Annotated in this window: 14 protein-coding genes; 13 read left to right on the top strand and 1 reads right to left on the bottom strand. The window is 39.0% G+C overall.

The genetic code is table 11. The features are described 5' to 3' along the window. The first annotated feature begins 103 nt into the window (after positions 1-103). The 10 genes from coaBC to spoVM all read left to right on the top strand — a co-directional run bounded on the left by coaBC (position 104) and on the right by spoVM (position 11,877). Positions 104-1,318: a bifunctional phosphopantothenoylcysteine decarboxylase/phosphopantothenate--cysteine ligase CoaBC gene (gene coaBC / locus CEF18_RS10445; RefSeq protein ID WP_110936418.1), complete on the top strand. Its 1,215-nt coding sequence runs from the start codon at positions 104-106 to the stop codon at positions 1,316-1,318. Next, entirely contained in the window at positions 1,319-3,757 is a 2,439-nt protein-coding gene (priA, locus tag CEF18_RS10440) for a primosomal protein N' (protein ID WP_110936417.1), read from the top strand. A 71-nt stretch (positions 3,758-3,828) separates the two neighbouring features. Beyond that, positions 3,829-4,785, top strand: coding sequence for a methionyl-tRNA formyltransferase (fmt, locus tag CEF18_RS10435; protein WP_110936416.1), 957 nt, complete (start codon positions 3,829-3,831; stop codon positions 4,783-4,785). Then, the gene (rsmB, locus tag CEF18_RS10430) at positions 4,778-6,142 is read left to right on the top strand and encodes a 16S rRNA (cytosine(967)-C(5))-methyltransferase RsmB (RefSeq protein WP_110936415.1); all 1,365 of its coding nucleotides are present in this window, start codon (positions 4,778-4,780) and stop codon (positions 6,140-6,142) included. Before fmt ends, rsmB begins: the two co-directional genes overlap by 8 nt. Before the next feature lie 121 nt (positions 6,143-6,263). Beyond that, a complete protein-coding gene (locus CEF18_RS10425; protein ID WP_110936414.1) occupies positions 6,264-7,019 on the top strand; it encodes a Stp1/IreP family PP2C-type Ser/Thr phosphatase in 756 nt (251 codons plus the stop codon). Beyond that, positions 7,016-9,085, top strand: a complete 2,070-nt coding sequence (pknB, locus tag CEF18_RS10420) for a Stk1 family PASTA domain-containing Ser/Thr kinase (RefSeq protein WP_110936413.1) — start codon at positions 7,016-7,018, stop codon at positions 9,083-9,085. Before CEF18_RS10425 ends, pknB begins: the two co-directional genes overlap by 4 nt. Before the next feature lie 20 nt (positions 9,086-9,105). Further along, on the top strand, positions 9,106-9,990 hold the full coding sequence (gene rsgA / locus CEF18_RS10415) for a ribosome small subunit-dependent GTPase A (protein WP_110936412.1): 885 nt from the start codon (positions 9,106-9,108) through the stop codon (positions 9,988-9,990). A gap of 2 nt (positions 9,991-9,992) precedes the next feature. Next, on the top strand, positions 9,993-10,643 hold the full coding sequence (gene rpe, locus CEF18_RS10410) for a ribulose-phosphate 3-epimerase (RefSeq protein WP_110936411.1): 651 nt from the start codon (positions 9,993-9,995) through the stop codon (positions 10,641-10,643). A gap of 360 nt (positions 10,644-11,003) precedes the next feature. Beyond that, complete coding sequence (locus CEF18_RS10405; protein WP_183040906.1) at positions 11,004-11,648, top strand: thiamine diphosphokinase; 645 nt, start codon at positions 11,004-11,006, stop codon at positions 11,646-11,648. Between the two features lie 148 nt (positions 11,649-11,796). Continuing rightward, positions 11,797-11,877 (top strand): stage V sporulation protein SpoVM, encoded by an 81-nt coding sequence (gene spoVM / locus CEF18_RS10400; RefSeq protein ID WP_110936409.1) that lies wholly within the window; start codon positions 11,797-11,799, stop codon positions 11,875-11,877. A gap of 272 nt (positions 11,878-12,149) precedes the next feature. Here the strand turns inward: spoVM and rpmB are convergent, their stop codons facing one another. Next, on the bottom strand, positions 12,150-12,338 hold the full coding sequence (gene rpmB, locus CEF18_RS10395) for a 50S ribosomal protein L28 (protein WP_110936408.1): 189 nt from the start codon (positions 12,336-12,338) through the stop codon (positions 12,150-12,152). Between the two features lie 259 nt (positions 12,339-12,597). Here rpmB and CEF18_RS10390 point away from each other — a divergent pair, with 259 nt between their 5' ends. Genes CEF18_RS10390 through CEF18_RS10380 form a run of 3 tightly spaced genes read left to right on the top strand, consistent with a single transcriptional unit; the run spans position 12,598 to position 15,565 of the window. Then, complete coding sequence (locus CEF18_RS10390; RefSeq protein WP_110936407.1) at positions 12,598-12,963, top strand: Asp23/Gls24 family envelope stress response protein; 366 nt, start codon at positions 12,598-12,600, stop codon at positions 12,961-12,963. Positions 12,964-12,988: 25 nt separating this feature from the next. Beyond that, positions 12,989-14,680, top strand: a complete 1,692-nt coding sequence (locus CEF18_RS10385) for a DAK2 domain-containing protein (protein WP_110936406.1) — start codon at positions 12,989-12,991, stop codon at positions 14,678-14,680. Between the two features lie 21 nt (positions 14,681-14,701). Next, a complete protein-coding gene (locus CEF18_RS10380) occupies positions 14,702-15,565 on the top strand; it encodes a DegV family protein (protein WP_317624104.1) in 864 nt (287 codons plus the stop codon). Positions 15,566-16,307: the final 742 nt, after the last annotated feature.

The raw sequence follows: 16,307 nt of genomic DNA, 5'->3' as shown, positions 1-16,307 counted from the left end.
AATTTAGGTATCGTGTAAGTAGATATATATATAATACCTTTTAGAAGTCCAGCTTCTATGTCGGTGTTCTGACGGGCTCTACTGATTACGGGAGGCAAATACCATGAATGATGAACGAATTGAAAAAAAAATCTTACTTTGTGTTTCGGGAGGAATTGCTGTTTTCAAAGCAGCTGCTCTAACAAGCAAGTTAGTTCAAAAAGGATATCAAGTAAAAGTTATCATGACAGACTCTGCACAAGAATTTGTCACGCCTTTAACATTCCAAGCATTATCGCGTGACCATGTTTATGTCAATACTTTTACGGAACCAAATCCCGAAAAAATTGCGCATATTGACATTGCGGACTGGGCAGATCTTGTGTTAATTGCGCCTGCAACTGCAAATATTATTAGTAAATTGGCTCATGGTATGGCAGATGACATGATGACGACTACTTTATTAGCTACAACAGCTCCCGTCATGATTGCTCCAGCCATGAATGTTCATATGTATGATCATCCAGCTGTACAAAAGAATATGACATTATTAAAAGAGTATGGCTACAAGTATATTGAACCAAATGAAGGGTATTTAGCTTGTGGGTATGTTGGAAAAGGAAGAATGGCGGAACCAGAAGATTTGGCTGATATGATCGATCACCACTTTATCTCACAAAATAATCAGATTTGGCATGGGAAAAAAGTGTTGGTCACTGCAGGTCCAACCCAAGAAACGATTGATCCAGTTCGATTTTTTTCAAATAGGTCTTCTGGAAAAATGGGCTATGCCATAGCTGAAATGGCTGCTGCAAGAGGTGCTGAAGTAACTTTAGTGAGTGGACCAGTTTCTTTAAAGGAGCCCCATGGAGTGAGTGTGATTCCGGTAAGGTCAGCTAAAGATATGTTTGATGTTGTGCACCGGGAATTTGCAAAGATGGACGTTGTTATCAAAGCGGCAGCTGTAGCTGATTACCGTCCGAAGGAAATATATGAGCAGAAAATGAAAAAAACAAATGGTGACCTTCACATTGAAATGGAACGAACAAATGATATTTTACAATCTTTAGGGGGAAAAAAGACGTCTCAACTTCTTATTGGATTTGCAGCAGAATCAGAGAACATAGAAGAGAACGCTAAAAAGAAAATTCAGAAAAAGAACTTAGACATCATTGCAGCCAATTCGATAGCCGAAAAAAACGTGGGTTTTCAAGTGGACACAAATGAACTAAATCTGTATTTCTCTAGTGGAAAAGAAGTTGCAATCCCTCTAACAACAAAAAGAGAAGCCGCAAATTTGTTGTTAAACGAAATAAAAACTTTGTTGGAGGAGCGTTAAATGATCGCAAAAGTAATCGTAGATGTTGCCGTCAATCAAACGGATCGTATGTTTGATTATTTGGTACCACCTGAATTCGAACAGACCATTGTTCCAGGAATTAGGGTGAACGTCCCATTTGGACCTAGAAAAGTTCAGGGATTTGTGATAGCTATTGCAGAAGACAGTGAGTACGATTCCTCAAAAATTAAACCTTTAGCAGAACTAGTTGATTTAAAGCCACCTCTTACTGAAGAGCTTTTAGCCTTATCAACATGGGTGAAGGATAATACATTATCATTTCACGTTACAGTGCTAAAAACTATGCTTCCAGCTGCTATGCGAGCGAAGTATGATAAAAGATTGTCCATTCATGAATCTTTAGATGAAGGCGAGGTGCCAGAATCAATCCAGCCTTTTTTTCCAGAAACGAATGAAATAGAAAGCTGGGAAAAGTGGAGTAAGGATGCGTCAGAGCTTGATAAAAAGGTGATGATGACTGCAATTAAAGAGGAAGTTGTGCTAGTAACCCCTCTAGTAAAGACCAGTGATTCCGTTAAGAAACAGCAAATTGTTAATTTGATGGTTTCAAAGAAGGATTTAGAAAAAGCGATTGAATCGACACCTTCCCGAGCAATTAAACAAGTAAAACTATTGGAGTTTTTTATTAGTCATTTCGAAGACGAAAGTGAATATACGTTAACAGCTCTTCTTGAAAAAGCAGATGTTTCTCGGGATACTGTTCAGTCACTAAGAAAAAAGAACTTAGTGTCTATCGAGGAAAAGGCGATTGCAAGAGATCCATATGAGGGAAGAACATTTGTGAAATCGGAACCACTTCCCTTAATGGAAGAACAGCAAACAGCTTTAGACCCGATTTTGGATTCTATCCATCAGGAGAATCATCAAACGTTTCTTCTCCGAGGGGTAACCGGGAGCGGAAAAACCGAAGTTTATTTACAAGCTATCGATCAAGTTCTTAAAAAAGGTAAAGAAGCAATCGTTCTCGTTCCGGAAATCTCTTTAACTCCACAAATGGTTACGAGATTCAAAGAAAGGTTTGGCTCTCGCGTAGCTGTTCTTCACAGTGCACTGTCTAAAGGGGAAAAGTATGATGAATGGCAGAAGATTCGCGAAGGTAAGGTCGATGTAGCTGTTGGGGCAAGGTCGGCAATATTTGCGCCGTTTGAAAAATTGGGAATCATCATTATAGACGAAGAGCATGAGACGAGCTATAAGCAGGAAGAGTCGCCAAGATACCATGCGAGACAAGTTGCAATTAAACGTGGCGAATATTATAAAGCCCCCATTATTTTAGGAAGTGCTACACCTTCCTTGGAGAGTTATGCGCGTGCAAAAAAAGGTGTCTATACATTATTGACAATGGAAAATCGAGTGAATCATGTGAAAATGCCTGAAGTATCGATTATTGACATGAGAGAAGAGCTGCGTTCCGGAAATCGTTCGATGTTCTCAGAATCATTAGTAAAAGGCATATCTGATCGGCTTGAAAAAAGAGAACAGACAGTGCTTTTTTTAAATCGAAGAGGGTATTCATCGTTTATTATGTGTCGAGACTGTGGTTACGTTCCTCAGTGTGATCATTGTGATATTTCACTCACCTATCATCGAACGAATCAATCGTTGCAATGTCACTATTGTGGCCATTCAGAAACCATTCCAAGCATTTGTCCAGAATGTCAAAGTGACTCTATTCGGTTCTTCGGTACCGGTACACAAAAAGTGGAAGAAGAATTATTGAAGGTATTTCCAGAGATTCGTATTATTAGAATGGATGTAGATACTACAAGACGCAAAGGTTCCCATGAAAAACTCCTGCGTCAATTTGGAGAAGGGAAGGGAGACGTACTGCTCGGAACTCAAATGATCGCAAAAGGTTTGGATTTTCCAAACATAACGCTCGTTGGAGTATTAGCAGCAGATTCGATGCTCCATTTACCGGATTTCCGCTCGGGTGAACGAACCTTTCAGCTGTTAACGCAAGTAAGTGGTCGAGCTGGAAGGCATTTAAAGCCCGGAGAAGTCGTGGTTCAAACATATACTCCGGACCATTACAGTATCGAAGACGTAAAGTCGCATAACTATCTATCATTTTTTGAAAAAGAAATGGGTATCCGTAAACAAGGAGGATATCCTCCATATTATTTCTTAGTTATTATTCATGTTAGTTCAGAACAGTTAGATCAAGTCGTTTCTGTTACCGAAAAAATTACTCACTTTTTGCAACGAGAGCTTTCAGACCAAACATTTGTATATGGTCCGGTCGCTTCTACTATTCCGAGGATCAAAGATAGATATCGCTATCAATGCATGATAAAATATAAAGTTGAGCCTAAACTGACAAATACTTTGCAGGAAGTCATTAAAACATATCAATCAGAAACGACACGATCGTCTTTAGCTATTCATATGGATATGAATCCGTATATGATGCTTTAAATTCAGAATTTGGGTCGCAGCGGAAGCATACGAGTTGATTAAGAGGAAAATAGATTATAAAGGGGAGATATATTGTGAAGATCGTATTTATGGGTACACCAGATTTTGCGGTGCCAGTTCTACGTTCGTTAAGTGAAAAAGGGTATAACGTAGTACTTGTTGTCACCCAACCAGACCGACCAAAAGGACGAAAACAAACACTTACTCCCCCACCGATCAAGGTAGAAGGAGAAAGATTACATATTCCAATCTTCCAGCCGGAAAAAATTAAACATGAAGAGGAATGGAAACAAGTAGCAGTTGTGAAACCAGATTTAATTGTGACAGCTGCGTTCGGGCAAATCCTTCCTCAAGAACTTCTGGATGTACCTCGTTACGGATGTGTAAATGTTCATGCTTCCTTGCTTCCTAAATACCGGGGAGGGGCACCTATTCACCAGTCAATTATTGACGGGGAAGAGCAAACAGGAGTAACGATTATGTACATGGTCAAACAATTGGATGCCGGTGCTATCCTAACACAACGAAGTATACCAATCTTAGAGGAGGACACGACGGGAACTATGCACGATAAATTAAGCCAAATAGGCGCTGATCTGCTGATGGAAACTCTGCCTCTAATACAAGAAGAAAAGCTAAATCCTCAAGAGCAGGAAGAAGCCAAGGTGACATTCGCCCCAACAATTAAAAAAGAGCAGGAAGTTATTGACTGGCAACAATCTGCAAAGCAGATCTTTAATCAAATCCGCGGCTTAAATCCTTGGCCTGTCGCATTTACTACCGTAGAAGATCGGCGTTTGAAAATATGGGAGGCTAGGGTGAAAGCCGGAAAAACTGACAAGCAACCAGGATCAGTTATTGGGCTTACTGAGAACGAAATCCTTGTGGCGTGTGGAGAAAAAAGTATTCTTGCATTACTAAAAATACAGCCCTCTGGGAAAAAACCTTTAGATGTAGCGACTTTTTTAAGAGGAGCAGGCGGAAAATGGACAACGGAAACGATGTTGGGAGCTAAAGATAATGAGTAAAAAGAAGTCGACTGGAAATGTTCGGGAAGCAGCCTTGGAGATTTTATTGAAAATAAAGAAAAATCAAGCTTACAGTAATTTACTTTTAAATGATACGATAAAGAAAGAAAATATCGCATCCATTGATGTTCCGTTACTAACAGAAATTGTATATGGTACGATCCAGTATCAGAAGCGAATTGATTTTTATTTGGAGGCATATTCCAAGAAACCGCTCGTCAAAATTGATGACTGGGTACATATATTATGGAGGTTGACCGTTTATCAACTTATTTTTCTTGACCGCGTGCCTGATCATGCTGCAATAAACGAAGCAGTAGAGATTTCTAAAAAAAGAGGTCATAAAGGGATATCAGGTATGACGAATGGGATTCTGCGGTCATTTCTACGTCATCCGTTACCGGAATTTTCTTCCATAAAGAATGAGACTGAACGTCTGGCAGTGGAAACGAGTCATCCAGAGTGGTTATTAAAGCGTTGGAGCAAGCAATACGGGGCTGAACGAGCATCTTCTATTGCGTTTGCTAATTTAACTCATCCTACTCATTCCGTTCGAGTAAATACAAACCGGGTCACAAAAGAAGAGGTCATGGAATCCCTTCAGGATCAAGGTTTGGAAGTGAAGGAAAGTCCTTATGTAGAAGAATGTCTATACGTGAAAAAAGGATCATTAGCCAATACAAAGGCATTCGAGAATGGTTGGATATCTATTCAGGACGAAGGTTCCATGTTAGTGACCCTTGCACTTGATCCTCAACAAGGAGAGTCGATCTTGGATGCCTGTGCAGCACCAGGAGGCAAATCCATGCACATTGCGGAACGAATGCAAAATATCGGAGAAGTAGTTAGTATTGACATTCACTCCCATAAAGTGAAACTTATCCATGACCAGGCGAAAAGACTTGAATTATCGATTGTTCACGGAGAAGTTGCTGATGCCAGGCAACTCCATGAGAAATATGACAAAGAAAGTTTTGATCGTATTTTAGTAGATGCCCCTTGTTCCGGATTAGGCGTTATCCAAAGAAAACCAGACTTAAAGTGGTCTAAAAAGGAAGAAGATATCCACCGTTTGTCAGAAATTCAACAATCGATTGTTGAAGCAGTATGGCCGCTATTAAAAAAAGGTGGACGCTTGGTATATTCTACATGTACAGTAGATCGTGAAGAAAATGATGATGTCGTCACTGCTTTTGTTGAGGAAAATGAAGAAGCTATTTTTGACGATCAACTCCTAACTAGAATACCTGGTATAATAGCAAGTGAAAAGAAAGAAAATCCGGGATATTTTCAACTGTTTCCTGGTGAGTTCCGTACAGATGGATTTTTTATTTCTGCTATTCTAAAAAGAGAGTAATATATTCAATGTATTACCTGCGGAAAAATCCACCTAGAAGTTGTCCTAATCTTTTAAACGCAACAATCTTTTAGTAAACAGCCTTAATAAAACGAAACAGGCTAAGGAAAGAGGGGTTGAGATGGAAAGTATATATCAGACAGACATTGGTCAAGTGAGAGCTCACAATGAGGATAATGGGGCAGTTGTGGAGGATCAAATAGGTCAGACACTGGCTTTAGTCGCGGATGGTATGGGTGGACATCAAGCAGGAGATTTAGCCAGCTTGATTGCGAAAGAATTGATGGTGGATAAGTGGAGTGAAAATCGCTCTGAATTATTTTCTCCAAAAGAAGCAGAGGTCTGGCTTCTAAATATCGTGGAGAAAATAAATGAGCAGATTTATCAACACTCTCTGACGAACAAAGAATGCGAAGGAATGGGAACTACCTTAGTCGCAGCTATATTAACGAAAGATTTTGTAACTTTTTCAAATGTTGGAGATTCAAGAGTATATCTTTTTCAAGAAAACACTTTGAAACAAATTACAGAGGATCATTCTCTTGTTCAGGAGCTGGTTCGTTCTGGTCAAATTACACGTGAAGAGGCAGCGACACATCCTAGGAAAAATGTCGTTTTACAAGCATTAGGCACTGAGGCAACAGTAAAAGTAGATGTAGAATCATTGGAATGGGGAGATGATGCAATCATCCTTCTTTGTTCCGATGGTTTAACGGATAAACTTTCAGATGAAGTGTTGGCAAGTATGATTCAGAACGAAAAATCATTGCCTTTAATTTCAAATGATATGATAAAAAAAGCAAATGAACTTGGCGGAGAAGATAATATTACACTCGCGCTCGTGAGCAACAGGTCGAAGGGTGTGGATCATGAATGAAAGACAAAAGAATAAATGATCGCTATCAGATAATTCGATCTGTCGGTGGAGGAGGAATGGCGGATGTTTATTTAGCTAAAGATCTTATACTTGATCGTGAAGTAGCTGTAAAAATGCTGAAGTCTCAATTCTCCAATGATGAGGAATTCATACGCCGGTTTCGTAGAGAGGCTCAATCCGCTACGAGTTTATCACACCCGAATGTTGTGACTATTTACGATGTAGGGGAAGAGGAAAATTTATATTATATCGTTATGGAGTACGTGGATGGAATGACCTTGAAAAGTTACATACAACAAAGTGGGGGGTTATCAGTTGCAGAGACTGTTAGGATTTTAGGACAAATTACTTCTGCAGTTGGACATGCACATGATAATCACATTATTCACCGGGACCTTAAACCGCACAATATCTTAATGGGACCTGATGGAATTGCTAAAGTAACTGATTTTGGAATTGCTAGAGCCATCAGTGAAGCAACGATAACACATACGAACTCGGTCTTAGGTTCTGTTCACTATTTATCGCCCGAGCAGGCCAAGGGTGGTCAAGTTACGTTAAAATCAGACTTATACTCGGTGGGAATTATCACGTTTGAAATGCTTACTGGGGAAGTTCCTTTTCAAGGGGATACGGCAGTATCCGTTGCTATTAAACAACTTCAAGAACCACTTCCGGATATAAAAGAAAAAGTTCCCGGTCTTCCACAAAGTATGGCGAATTTTATCACAAAAGCTACTGCAAAGGATCCGGACGAAAGGTATTATTCTGCCCATGAGATGGAAACAGATCTGTCTACATTGCTTAATCCCGACCGCAGAAATGAAACACCTAAATACATTTCTAGTCAAGATGACGAAATGACAAAAGCTGTCCCTGTTGTGGGTAAAAACGAAAGCGGAAGCGATTTCCAGAACACAATGGTTGTTCCGAATTCGAGTAAAGTGAATTCGGAACAGACAAAAGTAGGGAAAGAGAATGATGCAGTTTCTAAAAGTAAAAAACCAAAAGGTGCAAGATTTTGGTTTAAACTATCCCTACTAGCGATATTATTTCTAATTGGTATATTTATTGTTTCTTTTTATTTAATTCCAAGCTTGCTTCATGTGAATGATGTTGAGATTCCTGAAGGAATAGTAGGAATGGAATATGAAGAGGCTGCTGAAACCCTTGCCGAATTAAATTTGGAAGTTGAACAGGAGATGCGCCATGACGATGAGATGGAAGCGGATCATGTCATTTCGCTTAACCCTGGAGAAGGAGAATCGGTTAAAGAAGGTACTCTTATCACGGTGTATGTTAGTGAAGGAATGGAACCAATTGAAATGAGAGATATTACTGGTGAGACAAGGGAGAGTGCCGAAACACTACTTGAAGAATATGAATTTGAATCAGTAGAGGTACAGTATGAAGAAACGTCACAGTATGATGATGATACAGTGATCAACCAATCTCCAGGAGCGAGAGAAATGGTAATCCCTAGTGAAACGGTTGTAACATTAACGGTTAGTGAAAGGCCTACTTACATTATGAGTAACCTGTTTGGGATGACTCAGGAAGAAGTCATCGAGACTACAGCCGATAATCCTCTATTAAGTATGAGTTTTGAGGAAGAATACCATCCAACAATGGAAGAGGGAAGTGTAGTTTCTCAAGACCCTGCACGAGGAACAGAAATTCGTGAGCGTACGACAGTGAATGTCGTAATTTCCAGAGGTCCTGAACCTGTGGAAGTTCCTGAACCGGAGCCTCAGGAAGAGTTAGAAGAGCCGGAAGAGGAACTAGAACCTATTACTGCAACCGTTCCTTTTGTTGTCGAAGTTAGTGAAACGGAAGAAGCGAATGGTGACCCTAGAGTTTATCGTATTCGCATCTCTGTGACAGATATGGAAAATAGAACACCCAATCAATTAATTGATGAAGAAATAACGGAAACGACAACATTTGATTTACCGATGACTGTAGCGCCGGAAGACTCTGGTTTTCTGATCTTACAAGTAGACGACGAAGAGTTTGAAGATTCACCTTATGAATATACGTATGAAGAGCTTCAGCAGTTTGAATAAGAAACTAAGAGGAGGTCCGAATGGCTCGAGGAAGAATTATAAAAGCGCTAAGTGGATTTTATTATGTAGAAAATGAAAATGGAATTTTCCAGTGTCGCGGGAGAGGTAATTTCCGACTGCGAAAAATTTCCCCCTTAGTTGGTGACTGGGTGGATTTTGAAGCTGAAAATAGAACAGATGGTTATATTATGGAAATGGAAGATCGAAAAAATGAATTAGTCAGGCCTCCAATTGCAAATGTTGACCAAGCAATTTTGGTCTTTTCTGTAGAGAAACCTTCTTTTAACCCCGTGTTATTAGATCGATTTCTCGTGCATATTGAAGCAAATAAAATCGAGCCAATTATTTGTTTATCGAAAATAGACCTTACTTCTGAGAAGTCCGAGAAGTCTTTAAATCAATACAAAAAGATTTATCAAAACCTTAATTATGAAGTGTTAGAGACATCGATTTATATGGAGGAGACGTTAAAAAAATTAGAACCATTCTTAAATGGTACTATTTCTGTGTTGGCGGGGCAGTCTGGTGTAGGGAAATCCTCTCTTTTGAATGCCTTAAACCCTAAACTCGATATCGAGACAGATGAAATCTCTAAAAGCTTAGGTAGAGGTAAGCATACTACGAGACATGTGGAGTTAATTCCGCTTGAAGCTGGTGGCTATGTTGCAGACACGCCTGGATTTAGTTCATTAGATTTTCAAGGGATTGATCAATATGATCTCGCACATTATTTTCCGGAAATGTTAGAGCGATTAAATGATTGTAAATTTCGAATGTGTACTCATGTCAATGAGCCATCGTGTGCAGTCAAGGATTCTGTAGCAAATGGAGAGATAGCAACACATCGTTATGAACACTATTTAGAGTTTTTAGATGAAATTAAAAGTCAAAAACGGAGGTACTAGTTATGATGAAAATTGCTCCATCGATTTTAGCAGCAAATTTTGCAAAACTCGGAGAAGAAATTATTGACGTGGAAAAAGGTGGTGCTGACTATATTCATGTTGATGTGATGGATGGGCATTTTGTTCCAAACATTACGATAGGTCCACTTATTGTCGATGCAATTCGTCCGTTAACGAAACTGCCACTGGATGTTCATTTAATGATTGAAAACCCAGACAATTACATTCCGGCTTTTGCAAAAGCCGGGGCTGACATTATTAGTGTGCATGCAGAAGCATGCCCCCATCTTCATAGAACTATTCAGTTGATCAAAGATTCAGGTGCGAAGGCAGGGGTAGTTTTAAATCCTGCTACTCCGGTTTCTCTTATTCAACATGTGATAGAAGATGTTGATTTAGTTTTACTTATGACGGTCAATCCTGGATTTGGCGGGCAGTCTTTTATTCATCAAGTGTTGCCAAAAGTGTCACAGGTGAAAGAATTGGTTGACCGTTTAGGAAAAGACATCGATATTGAAATAGATGGAGGAGTAAATCCGGTTACTGCCCGTTTGTGTGAAACTGCAGGTGCGAATGTATTGGTTTCTGGTTCCGCAATCTACGGAAAAACTAACCGAAAAGAAGCTATTGATAGTATTCGAGGTTCAATATAGGGTACACAAGATAGAATAGTTAAGACCCGCATTGTGGTCGTTGGTAGTGTGAGAGGAAGCTGGACATTTCTTTCACCACTAGCACCTCTAAGTTAACTCTTACATAGATTATGTGGGGATTACTAATGATAACGACTGTTGCATATTCAAAGCGACAGTCGTTTTTTAAAAATAATTTATAACTTCTAGTTTTTAGAGGGTTGTTGTTTTCTTTTGAACAAGAAGGGGCTTGAATTTGCTTTAGACAGCGCTTTTAGCAGGGGATGTTTCTTAAAAACTAAGAGTTCGTCGATTAATAAGACAATGAGGGGTAAGAAGAGCTTCCGGGCACTTCAATTTCTCTTAGAAGGAGAGTTTCTGTTGACGTATATATTATATGCCGGAGGTCCGTTAAATCATGTGCCATTGCTCGAAGACATTAAGGAAGAGTACCCACTGGCAAAGTTTGTAGGAGTTGATCGAGGCGTCTTAGTACTGATGGAGAATGGAATAGTACCAACTCATGCGATTGGAGACTTTGATTCTATTACCAACGAGGAATTGGAATGGATCCATAAAAAGTCTGTTGAATTAGATGTTTTCCCAAAACAAAAAGATCAAACAGATATGGAACTGGCTTTAACGTGGGTATTAAAACGAAATCCGGAAGAGATAATTTTGGTAGGGGCAACCGGAGGCAGGTTAGATCACTTGTTTATAAATGCCCAATTGTTATTAAAAGGATTAAAAACGAATATACCGGTCTCCATTTTGGATCGTTGGAATAAAATGAGTTTAAGAGAAAAGGGAACGTATAAAGTGACGAAAGGGGCTTATACTTATGTTTCTTTAATTCCTTTTACTCCTTTTGTGGAAGGGTTGTCACTTACAGGTTTTAAATACCCGTTGGAAAAACAGACATTGATGCAAGGCTCCAGTCTATGTATCAGTAACGAAATTACTGACGTTGAAGGAGTAATCAAGTTTACCGGTGGAAAGTTGTTTTTGATTCAATCAAGGGACTGATAGAAAGATTTAAAATTAGATTACTTTGAAAAAACAGGTACTATTTCTACGACCTTGAATATACTGTTAACAACGATACATTAATGGATGTTTTCTCAAACACAAGGGCTTACTTATCAGGGAGTGTCCTTTCGAGGAGGGGAAAGTATTGAAATTTTATACTATTAAATTACCTAGATTTATTGGAGGCTTTGTTAGAGCGGTTCTCGGCACATTCAAAAAAAGTTAAGGTTGGGTCTCAAAAAGGGTATCTTATCGTTTTATTCTTATTGCATCTACCTTTGCGGAAATTACAAGCACCTATGAATGCGTATAGGTGCTTAATGTAATGGATGCTCCCGCCACTGCCGGATCGGCAGAGAAAGAAAAACAACTACTATAATAGATAAAAAGAAAAAACGGCGCTGGGTGCGCCGTTTTTTAATTTGGACATGCTAGAACAGAAGCGGATATAATAAAAACCTTTTCTCATTTTAGCAAAATCCTTTAACTTCATTTCAATTATACACGTTCCACTTTTCCGGATTTAAGAGCTCTTGCGGAAACATATACACGTTTCGGCTTGCCGTCAACTAGAATTCTTACTTTTTGAACGTTTGCGCCCCAACGACGCTTTGTAGAATTCAACGCGTGAGAGCGTGCATTTCCAGTTCTAGGACCTTTTCCTGTAATAACACATTTACGTGCCATGATTATCCCTCCTTCTGATTCACGATGAGTACAATCATTCGTATTCGTTTATATTTCATAATTAGACACTTGGTTATATTAGCATAACGACTGAAATATTTCAAGTGAAATCTTAACATTCATCAAGTAAATTAACTTGACACTGTTTGTAAAGAGCTTTGATTTTTTTGTTACACCTGTAACTCTTCTTTCAAATTACCAAGTTTTATAGTAAAATGACGATAGCCAAGAGGTAAACAGCTTAAAGGAGGCATTTGGAATGACCATAGAGATGAAAACAAAGTTTGGTAATATTGACGTATCAAAAGAAGTAGTTGCTGTCATTGCAGGTGGTGCCGCAGTTGATTGCTACGGTATTGTAGGAATGGCTTCACAAAAACAGTTGAAAGATGGTATTACTGATTTATTAGGAAAAGAGAATTTAGCTCGGGGTGTGGTCATCCGTGAAGATGAGGACGCAAATATCCATATAGATATGTATATCATTGTCAGCTATGGCACGAAAATTTCTGAAGTAGCTCATAATGTGCAGTCGAAAGTAAAATACCAATTGGAACAAATGCTCGGTTTAGTGGTAGACTCTGTTAATATATTTGTTCAAGGAGTTCGTGTTACTAATCCGTAAGCACGTTTAGTTAGGAGGAACATTCGTGACGGTGAAAAGTATTGAAGGAAAAAAGTTTGCAAAAATGCTTATCGAAGGTGCAAATAATCTTTCCAAAAACTCAAAGAAAATTGATGCATTAAACGTATTTCCAGTTCCTGATGGAGATACAGGTACAAACATGAACTTAACAATCACGTCAGGTGTGAAAGAGGTCAAGGACCAGTCAGCCAATCATGTAGGACTTATTAGTTCTAGTTTTGCAAAAGGATTGCTGATGGGGGCACGAGGAAATTCAGGGGTTATTTTATCTCAACTATTCAGGGGATTCTCTAAATCAGTAGAAGGTAAAGAAACAATTACTTCCAAAGAGCTGAGTAAAGCACTTGAGTATGGCGTGGAGATGGCATACAAGGCAGTGATGAAACCAGTGGAAGGGACCATTCTAACCGTAGCGAAAGATGCTGCTAAGAAAGGGACTGAATCAAGTAAAAAGAACAATGATATTATTAAAGTAATGCAGGATATTCTCCAAGAATCAAAGGATTCCCTAGAAAGGACTCCAGATTTACTTCCTGTTTTAAAGGAAGTCGGCGTAGTTGATTCTGGAGGACAAGGCCTTGTAACAATTTATGAGGGCTTTTTGGCTGTGTTAAAAGGTGAGAAAATTGTTGATATGGTAGAACAAGACGCTCCTGACTTGGACGAGTTAATAAAACTTGAGCACCATCAATTATCAGCCCAAAGCCATATGGCCACAGAGGATATTGAATTTGGCTATTGCACAGAGGTCATGGTTAAGTTTGATAACGATAAAATAAAGGAAAATGCCTTCAATGAAGATCAATTCCGAAACAAGTTGGATGAATATGGAGATTCTTTATTAGTTGTTTCCGACGAAGACTTATTAAAAATTCACATTCATGTGGAATACCCTGGAAATGTGATTACCGAAGCCCAAAAATTCGGCTCATTAGTTAATGTAAAAATTGAAAATATGAGAGAACAACATTCGAGTATTTTAAACGATGATTCGCAGGCTTCTGAACAAAATTCCACAACAAATGCAAAAGAAAAGAAAACGGAGTTTGCTGTTATTACAGTGGGTATGGGCTCTGGAATAGCCGACTTATTTAAAGGTTTAGGTGTAAAAAGAGTGATCGAAGGTGGTCAAACAATGAATCCATCTACAGAAGACTTTGTTAAAGCCATTGAAGGTTGCAATGCTGAAAAAGTGATTTTGTTACCTAACAACAGTAATATCGTGATGGCTGCAAATCAAGCAGCAGAAGTATCTGAACTAGAAGTAGTCGTTGTTGCTTCTAAATCTGTACCACAAGGTCTTGCAGCTATGCTGGCTTTCAATAATATACTTTCTCTTGAGGAGAATGCGAAAGAAATGGCAGAAGCAATGACAGACGTAAAAACTGGTGAGGTCACGTATGCTGTCCGTGATACAAGCCTTAACGGAGTGAAGATTAAAAAAGGTGATTTCATGGGAATTCATGAAAAAAATATCATTTCTACGGGGTCTTCTGTTCAAAATGTGGCAAAAGAACTGATTGATCAAATGGTTGACGAAAATTGTGAAATTGTCACGATTATTCATGGTGAAGACCGTAATTCCGTGGAAGCAAAAGAGCTAGGAGAATATATTGAAGGAAAATATGAAGACATCGAAGTAGAAATTCACATCGGAGATCAACCATTATATTCCTACATCTTAGCGGTGGAATAGTGATTATATTAGGGGGATAAAATGATGAAAACAGTAAAAATTGTTACAGATTCTACTGCTGATATTCCACTGTATCTACAAAAGGAATTAGACATTTCTGTTGTACCATTAACTGTTCATTTTGGGGAAGATTCTTATGAAGATGGGGTCGATTTAACATCCGGTGAATTTTACGAAAAGCTAACAAGCACGCAAGACATACCAACTACCTCTCAGCCGACCCCGCATCAGTTCGAGACAGTGTATCGTCGCCTACATGAGGAGTATAATCAATCTGATATTATTTCTATTCATTTATCCTCAAAGTTGAGTGGTACGTTTCAGTCCTCTTATATTGCTTCTCAGACATTGGGCGATGAAGTTCCGGTAACTGTTGTAGACTCTAAAAGGGCTTCTTATGCTATTGGCGTAATTATTGTAGAGCTAGCAACTCTTGCTCAGGCTGGTGCTAGTAAAAAGGTTTGTATGGATCGATTAAGTGAGCTTCTGGAAGATACAAATGTTTACTTTATGGTGGATACATTGGAATATTTAGAGAAAAACGGTAGAATCGGTAAAGCGTCCGCCATTTTAGGTTCTCTTTTGAAAATAAAACCAATCCTTTCATTAAATCCTGAAGGAGAGGTGTATCCGTTTGAGAAAGTACGAGGAAAAAAGAAAGCGGTTCAACGTATTATCCAAGAACTCACAGATAAGTACGGGGATGCAGATCTTCATATTGGCATTTCCCATGCGGAGGCAAAGGATGAAGCGATAGAAGTTATGAAACAATTACACGAACACTTTTCTATTAAGAAGGAAGTTATTACAGATATAGGTCCAGTAATAGGTACTCACGTAGGACCTGGAACTCTCTCCATTGCTGTTACTAAAATGAAAAGCTAACGAATTTCAAGGCTGTTCAATAGTGTCGTGGTACTGAAAAAGTTGATTAAGACTTTTTTAGTGCCTTTTTTTGTTTTTCGAGAATAGGAAATTTTTTTGGGTGCTGTTTACAGAAAGATGTTTTCATCGAACATAAAGTCTCAAATTCGCTCTAGGCGGACGCTTTCCGCGGGGCAATGCTTCAGCCTCTTCGGACAAAGACCGTCCTGCGGGGTCTTCAGCTATTGCTAATCCCGCAGGAGTCGCCCCCTTCGCTACTTCGAGTTATTTTGTTCGGAAATAAGTTGACAGCTACCTTTACGCCACGCGTATCAAGGGAAACCCGCCTCCTTTCGGTTAGCACGTACACTCAGTACGTAGGTGCTAATCGGGGTGGCGAAAGCTCACGCTGTATTTAACAAAAGACGCTACACGTTTTACTTATAAAAAAGAAAGTCAACGTAGACAGCCTTTTTAAAACGTTGTGTTTATTTGTTTTTTAAAATCTAGAAACAATAACCGTTATGTAAACTGCCTTTATAAAAATTGTTGTTTGGAAAAATCCGCGAGACTCCTGTGGAAGAATGATCCAAGCGAGACCCCGCAGAGCGCCAGTTTGCTCGAGGAGGCTCGCGGATCATCCACGGAAAGGGAGCGGTAATTTTTCCAAACAACCTTCCATGATAATCAAGCTACAAATTAAATACAAAAACCTCTATGTGATTTTCTTAAAAATTGTTGTTTTACGAAAATCCTAAGGAAA

Source organism: Salipaludibacillus neizhouensis (assembly GCF_002886185.1).
GTDB classification, from domain to species: Bacteria; Bacillota; Bacilli; order Bacillales; family Salisediminibacteriaceae; genus Salipaludibacillus; species Salipaludibacillus neizhouensis.
This window is presented reverse-complemented; position numbering and strand designations above follow the sequence as displayed.